The organism is Tepidicella xavieri (assembly GCF_004363315.1).
GTDB classification, from domain to species: domain Bacteria; phylum Pseudomonadota; class Gammaproteobacteria; order Burkholderiales; family Burkholderiaceae_C; genus Tepidicella; species Tepidicella xavieri.
Genome location: NZ_SNYL01000003.1, coordinates 33342 through 49738 on the forward strand (window position 1 = coordinate 33342; position 16397 = coordinate 49738).

At 67.1% G+C, this 16397-nt stretch carries 15 protein-coding genes (1 of these 15 only partly in view); 12 read left to right on the forward strand and 3 right to left on the reverse strand.

Annotated elements, in window-relative coordinates:
• The 6 genes from DFR43_RS03040 to DFR43_RS03065 form a co-directional block, all read left to right on the forward strand.
• Window positions 1-1042, forward strand: partial view of an ATP-binding cassette domain-containing protein gene (locus DFR43_RS03040; protein WP_133595893.1) — the 3' portion only. The gene continues 890 nt to the left of window position 1, outside the view; the window shows 1042 of its 1932 coding nt (coding positions 891-1932); its start codon lies beyond the left edge, outside the window; its stop codon occupies window positions 1040-1042.
• An 80-nt stretch (window positions 1043-1122) separates the two neighbouring features.
• A complete protein-coding gene (locus tag DFR43_RS03045; RefSeq protein WP_133595894.1) occupies window positions 1123-1767 on the forward strand; it encodes a LysE family translocator in 645 nt (214 codons plus the stop codon).
• A 41-nt stretch (window positions 1768-1808) separates the two neighbouring features.
• On the forward strand, window positions 1809-3065 hold the full coding sequence (locus DFR43_RS03050) for an aminotransferase-like domain-containing protein (RefSeq protein WP_133595895.1): 1257 nt from the start codon (window positions 1809-1811) through the stop codon (window positions 3063-3065).
• The gene (locus tag DFR43_RS03055; protein ID WP_133595896.1) at window positions 3062-3931 is read left to right on the forward strand and encodes a PhzF family phenazine biosynthesis protein; all 870 of its coding nucleotides are present in this window, start codon (window positions 3062-3064) and stop codon (window positions 3929-3931) included. The genes DFR43_RS03050 and DFR43_RS03055 overlap by 4 nt, the downstream gene beginning before the upstream one ends.
• Entirely contained in the window at window positions 3928-4899 is a 972-nt protein-coding gene (locus DFR43_RS03060; protein ID WP_133595897.1) for a threonine dehydratase, read from the forward strand. The genes DFR43_RS03055 and DFR43_RS03060 overlap by 4 nt, the downstream gene beginning before the upstream one ends.
• 89 nt (window positions 4900-4988) lie before the next feature.
• Window positions 4989-5657 (forward strand): histidine phosphatase family protein, encoded by a 669-nt coding sequence (locus DFR43_RS03065; protein WP_133595898.1) that lies wholly within the window; start codon window positions 4989-4991, stop codon window positions 5655-5657.
• A 25-nt stretch (window positions 5658-5682) separates the two neighbouring features.
• On the opposite strand, the gene DFR43_RS03070 is transcribed toward DFR43_RS03065, so the two are convergent.
• Both DFR43_RS03070 and DFR43_RS03075 read right to left on the reverse strand, forming a co-directional pair.
• Window positions 5683-6528: a creatininase family protein gene (locus DFR43_RS03070; protein ID WP_133595899.1), complete on the reverse strand. Its 846-nt coding sequence runs from the start codon at window positions 6526-6528 to the stop codon at window positions 5683-5685.
• A 10-nt stretch (window positions 6529-6538) separates the two neighbouring features.
• Window positions 6539-7783, reverse strand: a complete 1245-nt coding sequence (locus tag DFR43_RS03075; protein WP_425471069.1) for a class I SAM-dependent methyltransferase — start codon at window positions 7781-7783, stop codon at window positions 6539-6541.
• Between the two features lie 308 nt (window positions 7784-8091).
• Here DFR43_RS03075 and DFR43_RS03080 point away from each other — a divergent pair, with 308 nt between their 5' ends.
• From DFR43_RS03080 to priA, 6 genes are all read left to right on the forward strand, one after another.
• The gene (locus tag DFR43_RS03080; RefSeq protein ID WP_133595901.1) at window positions 8092-10263 is read left to right on the forward strand and encodes a protein-disulfide reductase DsbD family protein; all 2172 of its coding nucleotides are present in this window, start codon (window positions 8092-8094) and stop codon (window positions 10261-10263) included.
• Between the two features lie 14 nt (window positions 10264-10277).
• On the forward strand, window positions 10278-10895 hold the full coding sequence (locus DFR43_RS03085) for a thioredoxin family protein (RefSeq protein ID WP_133595902.1): 618 nt from the start codon (window positions 10278-10280) through the stop codon (window positions 10893-10895).
• Window positions 10896-10897: 2 nt separating this feature from the next.
• Window positions 10898-11290: a rhodanese-like domain-containing protein gene (locus tag DFR43_RS03090; RefSeq protein WP_245988810.1), complete on the forward strand. Its 393-nt coding sequence runs from the start codon at window positions 10898-10900 to the stop codon at window positions 11288-11290.
• 33 nt (window positions 11291-11323) lie between these two features.
• On the forward strand, window positions 11324-11803 hold the full coding sequence (locus DFR43_RS03095; RefSeq protein WP_133595904.1) for a CoA-binding protein: 480 nt from the start codon (window positions 11324-11326) through the stop codon (window positions 11801-11803).
• Window positions 11800-12918 (forward strand): uroporphyrinogen decarboxylase, encoded by a 1119-nt coding sequence (hemE, locus tag DFR43_RS03100; RefSeq protein ID WP_133595905.1) that lies wholly within the window; start codon window positions 11800-11802, stop codon window positions 12916-12918. The genes DFR43_RS03095 and hemE overlap by 4 nt, the downstream gene beginning before the upstream one ends.
• Before the next feature lie 323 nt (window positions 12919-13241).
• A complete protein-coding gene (priA, locus tag DFR43_RS03105; protein WP_133595906.1) occupies window positions 13242-15350 on the forward strand; it encodes a replication restart helicase PriA in 2109 nt (702 codons plus the stop codon).
• Between the two features lie 11 nt (window positions 15351-15361).
• On the opposite strand, the gene DFR43_RS03110 is transcribed toward priA, so the two are convergent.
• Complete coding sequence (locus tag DFR43_RS03110) at window positions 15362-16315, reverse strand: AEC family transporter (protein WP_133595907.1); 954 nt, start codon at window positions 16313-16315, stop codon at window positions 15362-15364.
• Between the last annotated feature and the right edge of the window lie 82 nt (window positions 16316-16397).

The window sequence follows — 16397 nt, forward strand, 5'->3', positions numbered from 1 at the left end:
GGAGGTTCACCGCGGCGATGCCGGCGGCAGGCTGGTGGCGGAGTTGGAAGGGGTCAGCAAGCATTTCGAGGCAGACGGGCAGCGCAAAACGGTGGTGGACCGTTTCAGTGCCACCGTGTTGCGTGGCGACAAGATCGGGCTGATCGGGCCCAATGGGGCAGGCAAAACGACCTTGCTCAAGCTGATTCTGGGCGAGCTGGCGCCGGATTCGGGAACGGTGCGGCGGGGACAGCGGCTGGAGGTGGCGTATTTCGATCAAATGCGTCAGCAGCTGGACCTGGACGCGACGCTGGAGGACTTCATCAGCCCGGGCAGTGAGTGGATCGAAATCGGCCAGCGGCGCACGCATGTGAAGAGCTATTTGGGGGATTTTCTGTTTTCACCGGCACGGGCGCAGTCGCCGGTGCGCAGCCTCTCGGGCGGAGAGCGGAACCGGCTGCTGCTGGCGCGGCTGTTTGCACGGCCTGCCAATGTGTTGGTGCTGGACGAACCGACGAATGATCTGGATATCGAAACGCTGGAGTTGCTGGAGCAACTGCTGGCCGACTTTGACGGCACGGTGTTTCTGGTCAGTCATGACCGGCGTTTCTTGGACCATGTCGTCACGAGCACCATCGTTTACGAAGGCCATGGGCAATGGCGCGAGTATGAGGGCGGGGTGACGGACTGGGTGCAGCAGTCGATCCGCCTGCATGGGCGCGCGCCGGTGTGGCAACCGGCTGCCGATGCGCCTGCGGCAGCCCCTTCCCCTGCCGCACAGAGCCGGCAGACCCCATCCCCAGCCACGCCGCCCGTATCAGCGAGCCGACCACCGCGCCGCAAGCTCAGCTACAAGGAGCAACGGGAACTGGAGGCCTTGCCCGGGCTCATCGACACCCTGGAGGCGGAGCAGCGCTCGATCGACACAGCGCTGGCCGATGGCTCCTTATACGGCACAGACCCGGCCCGGGCCGCTGCCCTGGCGGCCCGACATGGCGAAATCGAGGAGGCGCTGATGGCGGCGCTGGAGCGCTGGGAGGCCTTGAGCAGCCCAGGGGGCTGAGGACCAGCCGCGTCGCTCACCCGGATGGCTCTGCTCTATAGTGCGGTCATGCATTTGATAAAAAATCCTGGAGACTTCCTTTGACCGCCGCTGAATTCGGCGCCCTGCTGGCGCTGGCGACGGCCACCAGCTTCACCCCGGGGCCGAACACCACGCTGTCCACAGCGCTGGCGGCCAATTTCGGCCTGCGGCGTGCGCTGCGTTTTGTGCTGGCCGTGCCAGTGGGCTGGACGTTGTTGCTGACCTTGTGCGCCGCCGGCGTTGGCGCGCTGGTGCTCGCAGCCCCCCTGCTGCGCGGTGCCATCTTGATGGGCGGCGTGGCTTATCTGCTGTGGCTGGCTTGGCGCCTGGCGGGCAGCCAGACACTGGCCAGCGCCTCTACATCGAGCCTGAACGTGACCTTCGTGCAGGGCGTGGGCCTGCAATTTCTCAACATCAAGGCCTGGATGCTGGCCCTGTCGATCGTGGCCGGCTGGATCGCCGGCCAGCCCGATGCATGGCAACGGTTCGGGCTGGTGGTGCCGGTGATGATGTTCTACGCCTTTTCCAGCAACCTGGCGTATGCGCTGGTCGGCTCCGTCTTGCGCCACTGGTTGGCCGGGCCCTGGGTACAGGGGCACCCCACCGGCCAGCGGCTGCGCGCATTCAACCGCTGGATGGCGCTGGCCCTGGTGCTGACCGCCGTCTGGATGTCGTTCAGCGGCCTGGGTGCCACCACGCACTGAACACCGATGCCCTCAACCCAAGACTCTGCAAGGAAACCCTCATGGACTGGACCCTGGCCCAACGCGCCCACAAGATGAACCCTTCGGTGATCCGCGAGATTCTGAAGGTGACGGAGCGCCCCGGCATCATCAGCCTGGCCGGTGGCTTGCCCTCCCCCAAGACGTTCCCGGTGGAGGTGTTTGCCGAAGCGTGCGCCAAGGTGCTGCGCGACGATGGGCGCGCGGCCTTGCAGTATGCCGCCAGCGAAGGGCTGCCCGCCCTGCGCGAGCAGGTGGCTGCCATGCTGCCCTGGCCGGTGGACCCGGCACAGATACTGATCACCACGGGTTCGCAGCAGGGTTTGGACCTGGTGGCCAAGGTGCTGATCGACCCGGGCAGCCGCGTGCTGGTAGAAACGCCGACCTACCTGGGCGCCTTGCAGGCTTTCACACCGATGGAGCCGCTGATCGAGGGCGTGGCCAGCGACGACGAGGGCCCGGTGCTGCAAGACCTGCGCCACGCATTGGGTGTGGCAGACGACCCGGCCGATGCGCCACCAGCCCCTGATCGGCGACGCCTGTTGCGACTGGATCTGGACCCCGGCCACGACTTTCCGCGTTTCATGTACCTGCTGCCCAACTTCCAGAACCCGACCGGGCGCAGCATGAGCGAGGCCCGGCGTGCGGCCCTCAGCGCCGAAGCCCAGCGGCTGGGCTTGCCCATCGTGGAAGACAACCCCTACGGCGACCTCTGGTTCGACAACCCGCCGCCAGCCCCCCTGACGGCGCGCCATCCGCAAGGGTGTGTGTACCTGGGGTCGTTCTCCAAGGTGCTCGCGCCCGGGCTGCGCCTCGGCTTCGTGGTGGCCCCTGCGGCACTCTATCCCAAACTGCTGCAAGCCAAGCAAGCGGCCGACCTGCACACCCCGAGCTTCAATCAGCGGGTGGTGGCCGAGGTGCTGAAAAACGGTTTTCTGGAGCGCCACGTCCCGACCATCCGGGCGCTGTACCGCGCCCAGCGCGACGCCATGCTCGCGTCCCTGGACCATGAAATGCAAGGACTGGGTGTGAGTTGGAACCGACCGGACGGTGGCATGTTCCTGTGGGTGCGGCTGCCCGAAGGCATGAGCGCGATCGAGCTGCTGCCGCGCGCCGTGGACAAAGGCGTGGCATTCGTGCCGGGGGCCGCTTTCTACGCCGACCACGCCGACCTTCGCACCCTGCGCCTTTCGTTCGTGACCGCCACGGCTGAGCAGATTCAAGCCGGCGTGGCCGCGCTGGCACAGGCCGTGCGCGAACAGCAGGATGCAGCACGATGAGCCGCTCCCGCCCTTTCCAGCAGGTGGATGTGTTCACCGACACCCCTCACATGGGTAATCCGCTGGCGGTGGTGCTCGACGGCACAGACCTGAGCACCGAGGAAATGCAGCGCTTCACCGACTGGACCAATCTGTCGGAGTGCACCTTCGTGCTGCCACCTTCGGACCGAGGGCGGGCGGGGGGTGCAGACTATCGTGTGCGCATCTTCTGCCCAGGGCAGGAGCTGCCGTTTGCCGGCCATCCCACACTGGGCACCTGCCATGCGTGGCTGCGCACAGGCGGCCGCCCACGTGCGCCCGGCACCGTGGTACAGGAATGCGAAGTGGGCCTGGTGCCCATCCGGCAGAAAGTGGCCGACGGTCAAGCGCGTTTGGCTTTTGCCGCGCCGCCCCTGCGCCGCAGCGGGCCGCTGGACGAAGACGACGTCCAGCGTATCGCGCGAGGGTTGGGTTTGCAACGGCATGCGATCGCAGCCCATGCCTGGTGCGACAATGGCCCGGGCTGGCAGGCAGTGATGCTGCGCGACGCCCCAACGGTGCTTGCGCTGCGCCCCGACCCCGCTGCACTCAAAGGCATGACAGTGGGCGTGGTCGCTCCTCAGGCGTCTGGGCACGACACGAACTTCGAGGTGCGGGCCTTCTTCCCGGGGAACCACGGCGTGGCTGAAGACCCGGTGACGGGCAGCCTCAATGCCGCGCTGGCACAGTGGCTGATCGGCACAAACCTGGCACCACCACGCTACGTCGCCACCCAAGGCACCGCGCTGGGTCGCGCCGGGCGTGTGTATGTGGAACGCGACGAACATGGGGGCGTCTGGATCGGTGGCGGCACCATCACCTGCATCCAGGGCGAGGTGATACTGTGATCGCCTCTGCATTGCCGACGCTCGCCGAGATCGAAGCCGCCGCTCGAGTGGTCCGGCAAGTGTTTCAACCCACCCCCCAATACCGCTGGCCCCTTGCCGAGCAACGCCTTGGCACACGCTGCTGGATCAAGCATGAAAACCACACACCAGTGGGCGCCTTCAAAATCCGGGGTGGGCTCTACCACTTTCACCGACTGGCCACCCAGGGCCGGCTGCCCCGTCATGTGGTCAGTGCGACACGGGGCAACCATGGACAAAGCATCGGTTGGGCCGCACGGACCTATGGGGTGCGTTGCACCATCGTCGTGCCGCACGGCAATTCGATGGAAAAGAACGCCGCCATGCGCGCCCTGGGGGTGGATCTGGTCGAACAGGGCGATGATTTTCAAGCCAGTCGCGAGTACGCTCAGGCTCTGGCCGAAGCCACCGGCGCCTATATGGTGCCGAGCTTTCACCGGGATTTGGTCGCTGGCGTCGCCACTTATTGGCATGAGTTGCTGCAAGCAGCGCCAGAAGTGGATGTGATTTACGTGCCGATTGGACTGGGCTCTGGCGCCTGCGCGGCGATTGCCGCCAGACAGGCGCTGGGGCACCGGGCTCGGATCGTCGGCGTGATCAGCGCCCACGCCACCACCTACGCCGACTCGCTGGCCGCCGCACGGGTGGTGGACGCAGCGGTGCATACCCGACTCGCTGATGGCATGGCCTGCCGACGCGCCGACCCAGAGGCGCTGGCCATACTCGCCCACGGCCTCGACCGCGTGGTGCAGGTCAGCGATGAAGCGGTGGCTGAAGGGATACGCACGCTCTACCATGACACCCACAATGTGGCCGAAGGCGCAGGCGCTGCGGCATGGGCAGCCGCATTGCAGGAGCGCGAGCAACTGCGCGGACAAACCGTGGCCGTGGTGCTCAGCGGCGGCAATATCGATGCCTCGATGTTTGCCGATGTTTTGAATCGCCGCTGAATGGCGACAAGCCGCGGTATGCCCAGCCGAATCGGCAACGGTCGCAGCGGTGACTGTCGCGCTGACCACTGCCCCGGACAATCGCGGCCATGGGAACGCTATACCTCGTGCGCCACGGCCAGGCCTCATTCGGCGCGGACGATTACGATCGGCTCAGCCCGCTGGGCATGCAGCAGAGTGTGCGCCTGGGCGAGTACTGGCGGGCACATGGGCTGCGCTGGGAGGCCGTGCTCACTGGCACGCTGCAGCGGCATCGGCAGACCTGGGAAGGCATCGCCCAAGGCATGGGGGATGTGCCCGAGGCCCAGGCTTGGCCGGGATTGAATGAGTACGACAGCGCCGCCCTGATCGACGCCCTGCCCGTCAAGCCCACCGAGCCACCCACCACACCCGAAGGATACCGCCAACACTTCCGGCTGCTGCGTGACGCGCTGCGCCAGTGGATGGCGGGGGTGATTTCACCCCGAGGCATGCCGCGCTATGAAGCTTTCGTGGCTGGCGTGACGGCGGCGCTGGAGCATGTGCGGACCCGCCATCAGGGGGCGGTGCTGATCGTCTCCAGCGGCGGGCCGATTGCCACGGCCGTGGGCCATGTGCTGGGCACGTCCCCGGAGACGACGGTGGAGCTGAACCTGCGCATGCGCAACACCTCGGTGACCGAATTCGACTACAACCCCAAGCGCCACGCGCTGGTCAGCTTCAACACCCTGCCCCACCTGAACACGCCTGAGTTGCGCGACTGGATCACGCACGCCTGAGGCCTGGCCCGCCATGGGTGGCAGATCACTGGCCCTGCGGGCGATCGACCAGGGTGTGCAGCGGCAGTTCGCTGAATTCGCGCAGCAGCGCCGCCAGCGAGCGCCCGGCAGCCTGTATCAGCGCCGCCCCCAAATCGGCGGTGGCGGCAGCGGCGTTGCCGACGGCTCCAGCGGGGTGATAGTCCTGCATCTGCCAGGCGAGCTTGGCGCTGCGGCCATTGCCCAGGATAGACCAGCGCGCGGCACGCTGCTGTGCGCTGGAGGCAAAGTCCTGCGCCTGCGCCATGCGCACGGTGTGCGGGCGCAACGCCAGCATCATGCTGGTTTCCACCTGGCCGGCGTGGATGCCGTAACGGTGCTCCTGTGGCGGGATGCGCTCGTTGAGGTCATGCCCCTGCTCGTCGAGCAACGGCAGGTTGAACCAGCTGGCACCATAGACCAGCAAGTCGTGGCGGGCACGCAGTTCGCGGCCCACCAGATCCATCACGCCGGTGTGTCCGCCATGGCTGTTGAAGATGAGCAGCTTGCGCACGCCCGCCCGCGCCACACCGGCACCGATATCGCACCACAGATGCAGGAGGGTTTGGGGGCTCAGGGTCAGCGTGCCGGCAAAGCGCTCGTGCTCGGGGCTCAGGCCCACGGCCTGGGTCGGCAGGACATAGACGGGCCAGCCCTGCCCCAGGTGGGGGCCGGCAGCGGCCAGCACGCCCTCCAGCAGATCGGTATCGACCGACAGCGGCAGGTGCGGTCCGTGTTGCTCGGTGGCGGCCACAGGCAGCACGGCCACGGTGCGCGCGGGGTCCAGCGCGGCAAAATCGGTGGTGCACAAGTCAGCCCAACGGGGCAGCGTGGCAGAAGGCGGCATCGACATGCCAGCCATCTTAGCCGCTGGCGGGTGCGCCGGCGTACATCCAGCGGCGCGACCAGGGCAGTTCCTGGGCCGAACGCCCGGCCCGGCGGCACAGCACCTGGAACAGGGAAATCTGGTCGTGCTCGAAGGCCCAGGCGCAACCGGCCAGGTACACGCGCCAGATGCGCCAGGTTTTTTCGGGCACCATGGCCCGCAAGCGCTCGGCCTTGGCTTCGAACGTTTCGCTCCAGCAACTCAGCGTGCGGGCATAGTGGCGGCGCAGGCTTTCGGCGTCCCAGGGCTCCAGGCCGCCTTCCTGCATGGTGCGCAGCACGGTGGAAATGTGGGGCAGCTCCCCTTGCGGGAAGACGTATTTGTCGATGAACCGTCCGCCGCCGTGGGCGGTTTCGCCATCGTGCGCATCGGTGGAGGTGATGCCGTGGTTCATGCACCAACCGTCGGGCGTGAGCAATTCGCCAATGAGGCGGAAGTAATCGGCCAGGTGCTTGAGCCCCACGTGCTCGAACATGCCCACGCTGGTGATGCGGTCGAATGGCCCGGTCACGTCCCGATAATCTTGCAGGCGGATCTCGACCTGGTTCTGCAAACCAGCGGCCCGCACCCGTTCGGTGGCCAAGTCGTATTGGTTCTGGGACAGGGTGATGCCGACGCACCGGGCGCCGAACTTCTGCGCAGCGCGGATGACGAGCGCCCCCCAGCCACAGCCGATGTCGAGCAGGCGTTGGCCCGGTTGCAGCCGGATCTTGGTGAGGATGTGGTCGATTTTCTTGAGCTGTGCCTGCGCCAGCGTCTCGTCGCCGTTTTCGAAATACGCGCAGGAATAGACCATGGCGGGGTCGAGCCATTCGCTGTAGAAGGCGTTGGAGACGTCGTAGTGGTACTGGATGGCCGCCTGGTCGCTCTTGCGGCTGTGGGTGAACGATTTGACGATGCGCGACAGGGTTCCGCCCCCTTCGGCCGCGCCGTTTTCCGCGAGGGTATGGGCCATGGCCAGGATGTCCTCGATGCGCCCGTCCACGTCGATGCGGCCTTCGACATAGGCTTCGCCGAGGCTGTCGAGCGTGGGGGTGAGCAAGGCGGGCAAGGCAGCCCCGTCACGCACGGTCACGGTGACGGCGGGCTGCTCGAATGCCCCCAACCGCCAGCTCGGCGCATCCGGAGGGACTTCGCCAGGCGCGGTGTGCCAGCGCACCAGCAGCGGCAAATCGACACGCTGGCGCCAGCGTGCCACCCAGGATTCCAATGCCTTGTCCATCGAAAGCATCCGTTCGTCCTCCATGACAGGGGGCCATCCGTCCCGTTTGGCCCATTGTTCAACAGCGCGGCGGGTTTGAAAACCCCTTTGGGGCTATGGTTTTGATAGATTTCCCATTTGACCCATTGTTCAACAGCGCGGCGGGTTTGAAAACCCCTTTGGGGCTATGGTTTTGATAGATTTCCCCAATAAGCATTCCCCGATCTCGGCTGCACGCAACGCGCGTCTGCCGGACAATCCAGCCCTGCACCGGGCGGAACTTTGACCGCCCCGGGGTATTCCCAACTGTGTTTCATTGCCCCACTCCCATGCTCAAACACTGGCTTCGTTTCTGCTTGGCCCTGCTCATGGCCGCAGGCGGTGCTCATGCCCAGGCGGTGATTTCTCCGCCCGTGCAGAGCGAGTATTCGCGCGCCGAACTGCTGGTGCATGCCCCCAACGGGGTGACCCCGGGCCAGCCGCTCTGGCTGGGGTTGCAGATCACCCACGCCCCGGACTGGCACACGTACTGGAAGAACCCGGGGGATTCCGGCTTGCCCACCGAGCTCGAATGGCAATTGCCGGTGGGGGTGACGCCGGGGGAAATTCAGTGGCCCACGCCCCGCAAGTTCCCCCTGGGCGATCTGGCGAACTATGGCTACGACGGCACGGTGCTGCTGCCGGTGCCGCTGCGCGTCGGGGCGGACTTTCAAGGCACGGCGTTGGAAGCCGAGGTGTTGGCAACCTGGCTGATCTGCCGCAAGGAGTGCATCCCGGAAGAAGCGGCGTTCCGCATCCGGCTGCCGGCACAGGCGTCCTGGGTGGCGCACGCCACGGCGTTTGAACAGGCCTGGAACGCCGCGCCGACCGACCAGCCGGCAGCCGACAGCCTGTTGCAGGCCAACGGCGAGCGGCTGCACATCCGCTTGAACGGCTTGCCTGCCGACTGGCGTGGCCGGGCGCTGGAGTTCTTCCCCGAAGCCGCCGGGCTGATCGAGCCGGGATCGGCCTGGACACAACGCTGGGAAGGCGAGTCCTGGCAGGCCGAGGTGCCCCTGTCGCGCTTCCGGGCCGACAGCCCGGCCCGCGTGGCCCTGGTGGTGGCGCCCGCCGATGCGCCTGGCCAAGGCCCGGGGCTGCGCGGGGTGCGCATGGAGGTGCCGGTGCCCGAGGGCTGGCCCCCGGTGGCGGCCCCCGCCGGGCCGGGTGCCTCGGCCGCTTTGCAAGCGGCCTTGGCCGAGAATGCGGCACGCGCGGCGGCAGCCAGCGGGGCGGCCAGCGGCCCATCGCTGACCCTGTGGGCCGCGCTGCTGGGCGCCTTGGTCGGCGGCATGATCCTCAACCTCATGCCCTGTGTGTTCCCGGTATTGGCCATCAAGGTGTTGGCTTTTTCGCAACACGGCAATCAGCTGCGCGCCCACCGCATCGGTGGGTTGGCGTACACGGCCGGGGTGGTCTTGTCGTTCATGGCCTTGGGCGGCGTGCTGCTCGCGCTGCGCGCTGCGGGTGAGCAATTGGGCTGGGGCTTTCAACTGCAGAACCCGGCCGTCGTGGCGGCGCTGGCCGTGCTGTTCACCGTGATCGGCCTCAATCTGGCGGGCCTGTTCGAATTTGGTCGTCTGGTGCCCAGCGCCGTGGCCAGCCTGCAAGCCAAAAACCCCACCGCCGACGCATTTCTCACCGGCGTGTTGGCCACGGCAATCGCGTCGCCCTGCACAGCGCCTTTCATGGGGGCTTCGCTGGGGCTGGCGGTCACTCTGCCGGCGGGGCAGGCCTTGGCCGTCTTTGGCGCGCTGGGCCTGGGGATGGCCCTGCCGTATCTGGCCGCCAGCTGGGTGCCGGCGGTGGCCCGCGCTCTGCCACGCCCCGGCCCCTGGATGGAGACCTTCCGCCAACTCATGGCCTTCCCGATGTTTGCCACGGTGGTTTGGCTGCTGTGGGTCTTGGGCCAGCAAAGTGGCATTGACGGCGCTGCGGCGCTGCTCATGATGCTGGTGGTGCTGGCCTTGCTGATCTGGGCGTTGGGGCGGGGGGGGCGGGTGCGCACCGTGCTCGGCGCCCTCTCGGCCCTGGGCCTGGGCTGGCTGCTGTGGGCGGCAGGCCCTTATGTGACGCGGGTGCAAGACGCCTCGGCCACCGCCACGCCCACGGCCATCGAAGGGTTGGCCTGGGAAGCCTGGAGTCCGCAGCGCGAGGCGCAACTGCTGGCCGAAGGGCGCGCCGTCTTCGTGGACTACACCGCGGCGTGGTGCGTCACCTGCCAATACAACAAGCGCACGGTCCTCAACCATCCCCAGGTGCTCGATGCATTCGCTCAGCAGCAGGTGGTGCTGCTGCGGGCCGATTGGACCCGGCGCGACCCGGTCATTTCGGCATCGCTGGCGGCGCTGGGCCGCAGTAGCATCCCGGTTTATGTGCTGCGCCGCGCCGGCCAGCCACCGCAGGTGCTTTCGGAAATCCTCACGGTCGAGGAGGTGCGTTCGGCCGTTTTGTCTCTCTAACAAGGAGTACCGCCATGCAACGACGTGTGTTTTCCCTGGGCCTGATGAGCACCGCCGCTGCCCCGCTGTGGTGGAGCCAGCCCGCCTGGGCCGCCCAGATTGGACAGGCCGCGCCCGCCTTCAGCCTGAGCGATACGCAAGGCCGCCGCGTGAGCCTGGCCGATTTCAAAGGCCGACCCGTCGTGCTGGAATGGCTCAACCCCGGCTGCCCGTTCGTGCGCAAACACTATCAAGGCAATATGCAAGGGTTGCAGCGGGAATACACCGGCCGGGGCGTGGCATGGTTGGCCATCAACTCCACCGAGCCGGCCAGCGTGGACTACATGGCCCCGGCAACCTTGGCGCAATGGATGCGCGAGCAGCAGGCCGCAGCCACGGCCGTGCTGATGGACGAGGACGGCCGCACCGGCCGTGCCTACGGTGCCCGTGTGACCCCCCACATGTACATCATCGATGCCGAAGGCATGCTGCGCTACGCGGGGGCGATCGACAGCATCCCCTCGGCCCGCGTGAGTGACATCGAGCGGGCCACCAACTACGTGCGCCAAGGCCTGGACGAACTGCTGGCCGGCCGGCCGCTGAGCGTCAGCACCAACCAGCCCTACGGCTGCACCATCAAGTACAAGGCCTGACGGTGCGCCGCATCGGATTCGTGCTGGCGCTGCTCATCGGGCTGAGTGCTTGCACCCGCCCCCCGGAGGACTGGCGGGTGTCGCTGGAGGAAGGCCGCGCCCTGCTCGAAAGCGGCCAGGCGCTGGTGTTCGACATCCGCGAACCCCAGGAACATGCCACCGGGGTGGCCGCGGGTACCGTGCTGCTGCCCATGTCGCAATGGAACCAGCGGCTCGGCGAGATTCCCCGCGACGCCGACCGCCCGGTGCTGCTGATCTGCAACACCCAAAACCGTTCGGCCAAAGCGGTGCAAGCCCTGCGGGAAGCGGGCTGGCACGATGTGCGTTACATCCACGGCGGCATGAGCGAGTGGGCGCGGCGCGGCTGGCCCATGGGGCCCCCATCGGAGCGCTGACAATCTCCCTCTGCCTAGTCGTACACTGCGCCCATGATCGACGACGCCACCCTGCACACCATCCTGTCCACCTGCCGCACCCTGGCGGTGGTGGGCCTGTCACCCCAAGCCGATCGCCCCAGCCATGGGGTGGCCCGCTACATGCAGTCGCACGGCTATCGCATCGTGCCGGTCAACCCGCTGGTGGCCCGCGAAGGCGGGCGCATTCTGGGCGAGCCGTGCCATGCCAGCCTGCCGGATGCCGCTCGCGCATTGGCCGCCGAGGGACTGCGCATCGATCTGGTGGACTGTTTTCGCAAGAGCGAAGACATCCCTCCCCTGGCCGAAGACGCCATCGCCGTGGGGGCGCGTTGTCTGTGGATGCAGCTCGGCGTGTCCCACGCCCAGGCCGCCGATCGGGCGCAAGCAGCCGGTCTGCGGGTGGTGCAAGACCGCTGCATCAAGATCGAACACGCCCGCTGGATGGCCAGCCGCGCGCCCCAGGCAGAGGCCCTGCGACAATCGGGGGCATGAGCACGACCTTCGCCCCCCTGCGCAACGACACTTTTTTGCGCGCCTGCCTGCGCCAGGCCACCGAGTACACACCGATCTGGCTGATGCGCCAAGCGGGGCGCTACCTGCCCGAATACTGCGCCACCCGGGCACGGGCCGGCTCGTTCATGGGCCTGGCCACCAATGTCGATTTCGCCACCGAGGTGACGCTGCAACCCCTGGAACGCTATGCGCTGGATGCGGCGATTCTGTTCTCCGACATCTTGACCGTACCCGATGCGATGGGGCTGGGCCTGTCGTTCCAGCAAGGTGAGGGGCCGCGTTTCGAACGCACCGTGCGCACCGAAGCGGACGTGGCCGCGCTGACCGTGCCCGACATGGAGCGGCTGCGCTATGTGTTCGACGCTGTCACCTCCATCCGGCGGGCCTTGAATGGGCGCGTGCCGCTGATCGGTTTTTCTGGCAGCCCCTGGACACTGGCCTGCTACATGGTCGAAGGCGGCGGCAGCGACGATTACCGGCTGGTGAAAACCCTGATGTATCAGCGCCCCGACCTGATGCACCGCTTGCTCGCCATCAATGCCGATGCGGTGGCCTTGTATCTGCGGCATCAGATCGAAGCCGGTGCGCAGGCCGTGATGATTTTCGACAGCTGGGGCGGGGTGCTGGCCGACGGCTGCTTCCAGACGTTCAGCCTGGCCTACACCCAGCGGGTGCTGGCCCAACTGCCGCAAACGCATGCCGGGCAGCGCATTCCGCGCATCGTGTTCACCAAAGGCGGCGCCTTGTGGCTGAGCGACATGAACACGCTGGACTGCGACGTGCTGGGGCTGGACTGGACCGCCCACCTGGGCCGGGCCCGGGCGGCCGTCGGCGGCGAACCCGGTACCCCCGGCAAGGCCCTGCAAGGCAATCTGGACCCCAACGTGCTGTTCGCTAACCCCGAGCAGGTGGCCGCCGAAGCGGTGCAAGTGCTGGAGCGCTTTGGGGCGCCCCATACCGACCCGCAGACTTGCGGCCCCACCCACATCTTCAACCTGGGGCACGGCATCAGCCAATACACCCCGCCCGAGCATGTGCACGCTTTGGTCGAAACCGTGCATGCCCACTCCCGGCGCATGCGGCAGACGGCTTGATCCCCGGGGCGCGGATGCGTCGCTTTAGCACAAAAACAGGGCTTCGAGGCGGCGACGCACCGGGTTTATGCACAAAATGTGGTGTGCAGCGCAGCATCGGTGCACGCCGTGTTTTTTGCCCTTAAGCGCCTCCACGCAGATCGCAAGTCATTGATTTTATTAGACATGCTCCGTTGCACATTTTCTGAGCAGTCTAATCAAGGCCTTGATTTTCAAGCCCTTGCGCGACGGATTCAAGCACTATCAACAAAGTTATCCACAGAAACCTTGAGCAAGTCAGACAAGCCACGGCGAATCAATGACTTATCGGTTTTTTCACCAAAATGAGTGAACTTCGGGCGCCAAATTTGCTCGCGTGGGTCGATGTGGTGGTGACGGCCCCGGCCCACAGTGGCCTAGGGGAAACCCTGACCTATCGCTGTGAGCAAGCACTCACACCGGGAACCCTGGTTCGGGTGCCCATGGGCCGGCGGGAAACCCTGGGGCTGGTATGGGCGGTGCGCGATCACCCACCCGAAGGCCTGCAGCCGGCACAAACCCGGCCTGTGACCGCGGTGCTCGACGCCCTGCCCCCCTTGAATGCCCGGTGGCGCGAATTGGTGGCTTTCGCGGCACGGTACTACCAACGTGCGCTGGGCGAGGTGGCGCTGGCCGCCCTGCCACCCGCCTTGCGGGACCTCACGCCCGAACAGCTCGGCCGTCGTTTGAAAAAAACCCAGCCAGAAACACCCACTGCCGTCTCTGCCTCCGCCTTGGCCCCGCTCAGCCCAGACCAGGCCCAAGCCTTGGCCGATTTGCAGGGCGAATCCCGCCCGGTGCTGCTGTACGGGACCACCGGCAGCGGCAAGACCGAGGTGTACCTGCGCGCCGCCCAGCGCCTGCTGGAGGAAGACCCCGAGGCCCAGGTGCTGGTGATGGTGCCGGAGATCAACCTCACGCCCCAGTTGGAAGCGCGCCTGCGGGAGCGCTTTGCGGCTCACGCCCTGGTCACGCTGCACAGCGGTCTCACCCCGGCCCAGCGCCTCAAGCACTGGATCGCCGCCCACCTGGGGCAGGCGCGCATCGTGCTGGGCACGCGCATGGCCATTTTTGCCAGCCTGCCGCGGCTGCGCCTGATCGTGGTGGACGAGGAGCATGACCCGAGCTACAAGAGCCAGGAAGGCGCGCGCTATTCGGCCCGGGATCTGGCGGTGTACCGTGCCCGGCTGGAGTCGGCCCATGCGCCGTGCCAAGTGCTGCTGGGATCGGCCACCCCGTCGCTGGAAAGCTGGCATGCGGCCGAGCAAGGCCGCTACCGGCGGCTGGCGATGCCGAGCCGCATCGGCGGCGGTGCCTTGCCCCGGCTGCGGCTGGTGGACATGAACCAGCAACCCAGACACACGGTGATCGCCCCCGCGCTGCTGCAGGCGATGGCCGATCGCGCCGCTCGCGGCGAGCAAAGCCTGGTGCTGCTCAACCGGCGGGGCTACGCGCCCGTGCTGGCCTGCCACGACTGCGGATGGAAAAGCGATTGCCCGCACTGCAGCGCCCATGCGGTGTTTCACAAGATCGACCGCACCCTGCGCTGCCACCACTGCGGCCACACCACGCGCGTGCCACGCGCCTGCCCAGAATGCGGCAACCTCGACATCACTCCTTTGGGGCGGGGCACCGAGCAGATCGAGGAGCAGCTCACCGGCCTGCTGGCCGACGCCCGCCGGCCCGACGGGCAACCGGTGCGCGTGGCCCGGCTGGACGCCGACACCACCCGCGCCAAGGGCAGCCTGGAAAGCCAGCTGGCCGGCATGCACAGCGGTGAGGTGGATGTGCTGGTGGGCACCCAGATGGTGGCCAAGGGGCATGATTTCCGTCGCATCACACTGGTGGCCAGCCTCAACACCGACAGCGGCCTGTTTGCCAGCGACTACCGGGCCCCGGAACGCCTGTTCGCCCTGCTGATGCAGGCCGCGGGCCGGGCCGGCCGAGACGCCGCTTTCGTGGCCGAACAGGGCAGCCAAGTGGAACTGTGGGTGCAGACCTGGTACCCCCAGCACCCACTCTTTGCCGCGCTGGCCCGCCACGACTATCCGGCATTCGCCGCACAGCAGCTCGAAGAGCGCGCCTCGGCCCAGATGCCTCCCTACGGCCATCAGGCCCTGGTTCGCGCCGAAGCCCGCACCCAACCAGCGGCGCAAGCCTGGCTGCGCCTGGCCGCCGAAGCCGGCGCGGGCCTGCCCGGGCACGAGCGGCTCACCCTCTACCCGGCCGTGCCCATGGCCATCCAGCGCGTGGCCAATGTGGAGCGGGCGCAAATGCTGATCGAAAGCCCATCGCGCCCGGCGCTGCAAGCCTTCCTCGCTGCTTGGCAACCGGCCCTGCAGGCCTTGCGGGCGCACCCCGAAACACACGGCTTGATCCGCTGGGCCATCGACGTCGATCCGTTGACGATCTGACGGCGCCGGGGTCAGCCTTTGAGCAAGGCCACGGCCCCAGAAAACGACACGAAGGCCAGGGCCGTGGACACCAGAATGATGCGTGCGATGCGGCCATTGTCAGCGCCGAAACGCTCGGCGAGCATGGACACGTTGCTGGCGCTGGGGAGGGCCGCCACCAGCACCATCACCGTCAAGGCAAAGGGGTCCAGCGGCACCCCCAGCTGGATCGCCACCGACCCCGCCAGCAACACCAGCAAAGGGTGCAGCAACAGTTTCATCAAGGCCACCGGCACATAATCGCTCCAGGGCATGGGGTGGTCGGCCTGCATTTGCGAGCGCGCCAACACCGCGCCGATGGTGAACAACGCCACCGGTGAAGCGGCATCGGCCAGCAGCCAGACCGTTTTTTCGATGGGTGCGGGCAAGGTGAGCTCGATCGCCGAAGCGGCAGCCCCCAAGATGATGGCCCAAGGCATGGGGTTGGCCAGCACGCCACGCAGCGCTTTGCCGGCGGCGGCCAGGGCGCCGCCATCGCGCTGGTCCAGCCGCGACAGCGCGATGCACAGGGAACTGGTGATCACCATGTCCACCACGATCAACACGATCACCGTGCCCACGCTTTCGGGCCCCATGAGCGCGGCCAGCAGGGGCACGCCCATGAACCCCGTGTTGGGAAATGCCGCGACCAGCGCGCCCAGTGCGCCGTCGTTCCAGCGAATGCGCCGGTTCAGGGTCATCGCCAGCGTGAAGGCCACCATGACCAACGCGCACAACAGATACACCCCGAAGACCGCCGCATCCAGCAGCTGCGCGATCGGCGTGGTGGACCCGAAGCGATACAGCATCGCTGGCAAGGCGAAGTACAGCACGAAGGTGTTGAGCCCCGGGATGGCCTCCAGCGGCAGCCAACGGCGACGCGCCGCCACGAAGCCAGCCAGCACCAGCGCGAAGAACGGAAAGGTGACGAGAAGGACGGTGAGCACGGGCGACATTGTCGCAGGCACGCCCAAGCGCTGCAGAAGGCGCCCACCTTCACACAGCGCCGCCTGACGCCTGGGCGACGCG

What these genes read in the sequence shown, in the direction of transcription:
- DFR43_RS03050 (WP_133595895.1), top strand. Translation starts at nt 1,809, where the DNA reads ATGGACTGGACCCTGGCCCAACGCGCCCACAAGATGAACCCTTCGGTG.
- DFR43_RS03055 (WP_133595896.1), top strand. Translation starts at nt 3,062, where the DNA reads ATGAGCCGCTCCCGCCCTTTCCAGCAGGTGGATGTGTTCACCGACACC.
- DFR43_RS03065 (WP_133595898.1), top strand. Translation starts at nt 4,989, where the DNA reads ATGGGAACGCTATACCTCGTGCGCCACGGCCAGGCCTCATTCGGCGCG.
- DFR43_RS03070 (WP_133595899.1), bottom strand. Translation starts at nt 6,528, where the DNA reads ATGTCGATGCCGCCTTCTGCCACGCTGCCCCGTTGGGCTGACTTGTGC.
- DFR43_RS03075 (WP_425471069.1), bottom strand. Translation starts at nt 7,783, where the DNA reads ATGGACAAGGCATTGGAATCCTGGGTGGCACGCTGGCGCCAGCGTGTC.
- DFR43_RS03080 (WP_133595901.1), top strand. Translation starts at nt 8,092, where the DNA reads ATGCTCAAACACTGGCTTCGTTTCTGCTTGGCCCTGCTCATGGCCGCA.
- DFR43_RS03085 (WP_133595902.1), top strand. Translation starts at nt 10,278, where the DNA reads ATGCAACGACGTGTGTTTTCCCTGGGCCTGATGAGCACCGCCGCTGCC.
- DFR43_RS03095 (WP_133595904.1), top strand. Translation starts at nt 11,324, where the DNA reads ATGATCGACGACGCCACCCTGCACACCATCCTGTCCACCTGCCGCACC.
- hemE (WP_133595905.1), top strand. Translation starts at nt 11,800, where the DNA reads ATGAGCACGACCTTCGCCCCCCTGCGCAACGACACTTTTTTGCGCGCC.
- priA (WP_133595906.1), top strand. Translation starts at nt 13,242, where the DNA reads ATGAGTGAACTTCGGGCGCCAAATTTGCTCGCGTGGGTCGATGTGGTG.